The sequence below is a fragment of the Acetonema longum DSM 6540 genome, from assembly GCF_000219125.1.
Taxonomy (GTDB): domain Bacteria; phylum Bacillota; class Negativicutes; order Sporomusales; family Acetonemataceae; genus Acetonema; species Acetonema longum.
This window is the reverse complement of sequence record NZ_AFGF01000225.1, coordinates 1-4,559: the sequence shown is the minus strand read 5'-3', so window position 1 is coordinate 4,559 and position 4,559 is coordinate 1. Positions and strand designations below refer to the sequence as shown.

Genomic DNA, 4,559 nt, shown 5'->3' with positions numbered 1-4,559 from the left:
CAAGGACGGGGATGTTGACATTCTTTTAGGCTTTACAAAAATATTTTCTATTAATCATGGAATTCTGCCTGTAAGGAACGCTTCCTGTGTCGAAGCATTTGTTATCATAATCACTTTCTTTTCCGAACGTTGAATTCCTGTTTTAGTCGGTTTCTTCAGGACTACTACTTAATTGTTGTCTATCTTCTTCGTCTTCAAAATAATTTGCTTGTTTATGCCTCGTAGGGTGATGTGATAGATCCCGCTTTTGCTGGGTTATCGGGCTTTTCGGAGCATGGTTATTACCTCTATTTTTGATGGTATCATTTTACTTCATTTTCATCAAGAGAACCGTCCCCTCGAGTCTGTTATTTAATTCAGAAGCTGCTATGCTACAAAGTGACTCTACTAACAGCAATGGCGTCGTAATCTTGTTGTCAGCAACCCCGTCCCCCGACACTTTCCTTCGCCGTAATCCGGGTTTCACTATAGTTGATCCGATGTTCTTCCGTATTGCCCTTGCCGCGCTGCCCCGATACATTCACGCCGCCAATACTTGGCAAGAGAACCGTCCCTGTGAGTCTTTGAAGTGAGTAGAGGCCAACCTCACGGCGGCCTCTACTCACTTCTTATTTACTCTTTAATTTTGCAAGCATGGCTTTCGCTCCAGAGTGCCCTTGCTCTGCCGCTTTTTGAAACCAAACAGTTGCCTGATTTATGTTTTTCTCCTGATCAAAGCCCAGCATGTAAGAGGTTGCCAAATAATATTGCGCGTTAACGTCGCCTTTTTCGGCAGCTTCTTTTCGCCATTTCACTGCGCCCAGATAATTTTCCAATACCGGCGCATTATTGGAATACGAAACGCTCAGTGCATATTGTGCTAATGCGTGACCCCTTTCCGAGGCAATAGTCCAGCGTTTTGCGGCCTCCACTGGACTCTTTTTCACGCCGTTGCCTGTAAAATAAGCTAATCCGAGGTAATAGTGTCCTTCACCAGTCGGATCCCCTTTTTCTACTGCCTTTTGATACCATTTCATAGCCTCGTCGTAATTTTTAGGCACTCCATACCCACTATAGTAGACATTTCCCATCTTCGCAAAGGCGGAAGAATATCCGCTCGCTGCCGCTTTTTGATACCACTCAAAAGCTTTTGCGTAATTTTTTTCTACACCTTTACCGGTTTCGTAACAGGTGCCAAGATAGTATTGCGACCATGAATGTTGCTGCTCTGCGGCTTTTTGATACCATTTCATAGCTTCGGCTAGATTCGAAGTTGCTCCTAAGCCACGTTCATACATATAACCGAGTTGGACCTGTGCTTCTAAATATCCCTGGTCAGCTGCTTTCTTAAACCATTCCAACGCAGTGGCATAATTACGAACTACTCCGGTCCCATCGAAGTAAGAAAGCCCTAAAAGGTATTGCGCCTGCACATGATTCTGTTTCGCTGCTTGCTCCCACAGTTTCACCGCTTCACTGTCATTATTGGCAACGCCATATCCATTTCTATACAGCACCCCTAAGGTCACTTGTGCCCAGCCATTGCCTTGATCGGCGGATTGCTTCAGCCAGTGTGCCGCCTGGCTATAATCCTTGGGGACACCTTTCCCGTAATAATAGGCCCGGCCAAGCATATGTTGAGCATCGGGATGCCCCTGTTCAGCCGCTTTTTGAAACCATTTCACTGATTCAACATCATCTTGAGCTATCCCTTTTCCTAGTTGATAGGCAATGCCCAATTCGTACTGAGACTCTTTTTCACCGGCGCTTGCGGCCCTTTGCCACCATTTGACTCCTTCGGCATATTCTTTTTTACTGTAGAAATAGGCGCGCCCCAGCAGAAATTGAGCCTGGATATGACCCTGGTCTGCTGCTTTTCTGCACCACAACAACGCTTCCTCAGGATCTTTATTTCCCCCATAGCCATCGGCATAAGAGAGTGCAAGCATGTATTGAGCTGGCACATAGCCTTGTTCGGCGGCTTTGCGCCAATATTTCACTGCTTCAGCAGGATCTCTTGGTACGCCATAACCATGAGCATATGCGCCGCCGAGGGCAAATTGTGATCGGGCATGTTCTTTTTCCGCTCCCTGTTGCCAGTGCTTCAGGGCTGCATCATGATCTTTCTTTACGCCATGACCTTCTGCATAGGCAAGTCCCAAGGGATAATGGGCCGGGGCATAATTTTGCTCTACGGCTTTTTGCCACCATCTTACCGCTTCTGTAAAATCTTGTTCTACCCCGATTCCGTCATTATAGGCCATGCCAAGTACATATTGGGCCCCTCCGTGGCCTTGCGCAGCAGCCTCTTTCCACCAACGCACCGCTTCAGTAGGGTCTTTTTTCACGCCTTCACCATACATATAGGCATTGCCAATGGTGTATTGACCACTAATATGCCCCTGTTCGGCTGATTTGCGCCACCATTTAGCAGCTTCCACCGGATTCCTGTCCATACCATAGCCAAATATGGCTGCATTGCCCAGTACATATTGGGCGTCCATGTGTCCCTGCTCAGCGGCTTTTCGCCACCATTTTACCGCCTCGACAATATCTTTTTTTACTTCTTTGCCTTCCTCATACATACTTCCTAATTGATATTGCGATTGAGCATCCCCTTGTTCCGCTGTCTTTCGCAATCCTGCCACAGGTTGGGCCGAAACATCTCTCACGCTAAGCCCATAAAATGCCAGTAAAAGAAGCATAAGAGCAATCCATACTTTTTTTGATCTGGAACGACGAGCAGTAAGCATATTGACACCTCCTGCACCTAGGCTATTATAGTTTAGATGCTACTATCTATTTCACTAATAAAATAGATTTGCACATACAAAAGAAAGAGAGAAAGCCTAAACTTTTTCTTTAATTTAGGCTTTTTACTACAGACCTTTTAAATGCTTATAAACTTAATGGCGACGTTGTTTTTTAATGTAACTTATAATTCTGCAAAAAATTCTCTACCTTCAACTACTGTTAAACTTAAATCAGATTATTTATATAATGCTGGATTGTGAGTAAGCCGCCAAAATTGTTCTCCGCCAATTTTTCTCGTGATAGGACGAGGAGAAGAATTGTCAACTAAATACTCGCTTAATTGAAGCACAATTTTCTCCGGTGGATCAATAGTTACTGTATGCATGTCCCCGTTAACAATAGCATATCCTGATGCTGAAGTCGGAGACTTTTCTAATGTACCACCTACAACAATCGTTAGTTGCGTTACTTGTAGTATTAATTGGTCGTTAGTAATTTCCCATCTGCCTGAAAAGCCTATCAGCCGCCTCGTATCATAAGCTTCATTATACTTAAATCTGAAGGTTTTGTCTGCAAAAAACAGATAGTTATCACCATACCTTGCTGCAACAAAAGGAAGGTCCTGCCAGAAACCAACCATTTTTTCTTCTGCTGCAGTATCTTTCATTTGATTGCCCTCTACAGGCCTAGTTTTAATACTTTCAGCCGAATTTGCTTTTACCATCGTGATCCAGCTGAATCTTTTCTCAGAGCCGCTATTACCATTCAAACTAAGAACTAGCAAATATACCGCCAATATGCCGCAAATGATTCTAATTAATGTACTCTTTTTGTTCACAAGCATCACTCCCCTTTAATTGCTCAAAAATCGATTTTCAATGAGGTAAGTGTACATAACTTACAGTAGGGTAAGTCCTTTTAATTATGGGTCCAATACTCTGCCCACTTAAAATCCTCTTGATTTACCTTGTCTCTTACCCAGCAATAATTAGAATTTGTCTTTCCTGCCTGGGCAATAGTAGGACCCCAAATTGATACATAAGTATCCTCTACCTTCGCTGGGCGAACAATCATCACATGACCAGGTGATGTAGCAACAGTAGGATAGCCCTTGTTTGCTCTATCTTGTGCTGTCATGCCATCTACTCGTTGCCAACCGTTAGCCGGCCCTTTGACCTGCAGCCAATTAATCACACCGTATGCATTTAATTCGTCACGGGCTTCCATCCATTCAATCCTTTCATCTGAATTTAATCCAATAGGCATAAACTGAGGTTCTAAATCTTGGTTCACCCAGTGAGGAATTGGTGCACCCATCGCTTGTGTAACATCGGATACATAGATATTACAGTAGGTATCGCCTTTCCCAAGTTTATATGGTGTATAGCGATCATTACTTGTTACGTTGAATTGCTCAATCCCCAAAATATAGTTTTCGCGGCTTCTATTACCCTCGGAATTTGTATAAATAGGATCTGTAGGGAGCCATGCATCTCGAATCGTCACATTGCCGTCAGGATTATACGCCACTTCGGCACTCTTCTTGGCTTCCTCCGCTGCCAGTCTATCTGCCTCAGCCTTTTCCGCTTCAATTCTTGCTTTTTCTTTTCTAGCCGCCTCTTCTTCCTCAGCCTTCTTTTTGGCCGCTTCATCTTCGGCCTTTTTCCTGGCTGCTTCTTGCTCATCAGCGATTCTCTTTTTCTCTACCTCTGTTTTTACCAAGTCTACAACCCCGTCAAAGATCATTTCATGGACTTCCAAGCGTTCTGCGACAGCGTCCTTGTCAAAATTGTTCGCAAGGGGTTGATTGGCGGTTTCAGTATCGC

3 protein-coding genes and 1 pseudogene are annotated in these 4,559 nt (G+C 44.2%); all 4 read right to left on the bottom strand.

Features of this window, described 5'->3' with window-relative positions:
- Positions 1-416 precede the first annotated feature (416 nt).
- On the bottom strand, positions 417-542 hold the full coding sequence (locus ALO_RS23605; protein WP_274428268.1) for a hypothetical protein: 126 nt from the start codon (positions 540-542) through the stop codon (positions 417-419).
- A 66-nt stretch (positions 543-608) separates the two neighbouring features.
- On the bottom strand, positions 609-2,732 hold the full coding sequence (locus tag ALO_RS17470; protein WP_004098768.1) for a tetratricopeptide repeat protein: 2,124 nt from the start codon (positions 2,730-2,732) through the stop codon (positions 609-611).
- A 236-nt stretch (positions 2,733-2,968) separates the two neighbouring features.
- Positions 2,969-3,571 carry a hypothetical protein gene (locus tag ALO_RS17465; RefSeq protein WP_040293789.1) on the bottom strand — a complete coding sequence of 201 codons (603 nt, stop codon included), beginning with the start codon at positions 3,569-3,571 and terminating at the stop codon, positions 2,969-2,971.
- Positions 3,572-3,651: 80 nt separating this feature from the next.
- Positions 3,652-4,559 (bottom strand): annotated as a pseudogene (locus ALO_RS22610) (hypothetical protein); the annotation flags it as partial.

What these genes read in the sequence shown, in the direction of transcription:
- ALO_RS17470 (WP_004098768.1), bottom strand. Translation starts at nt 2,732, where the DNA reads ATGCTTACTGCTCGTCGTTCCAGATCAAAAAAAGTATGGATTGCTCTT.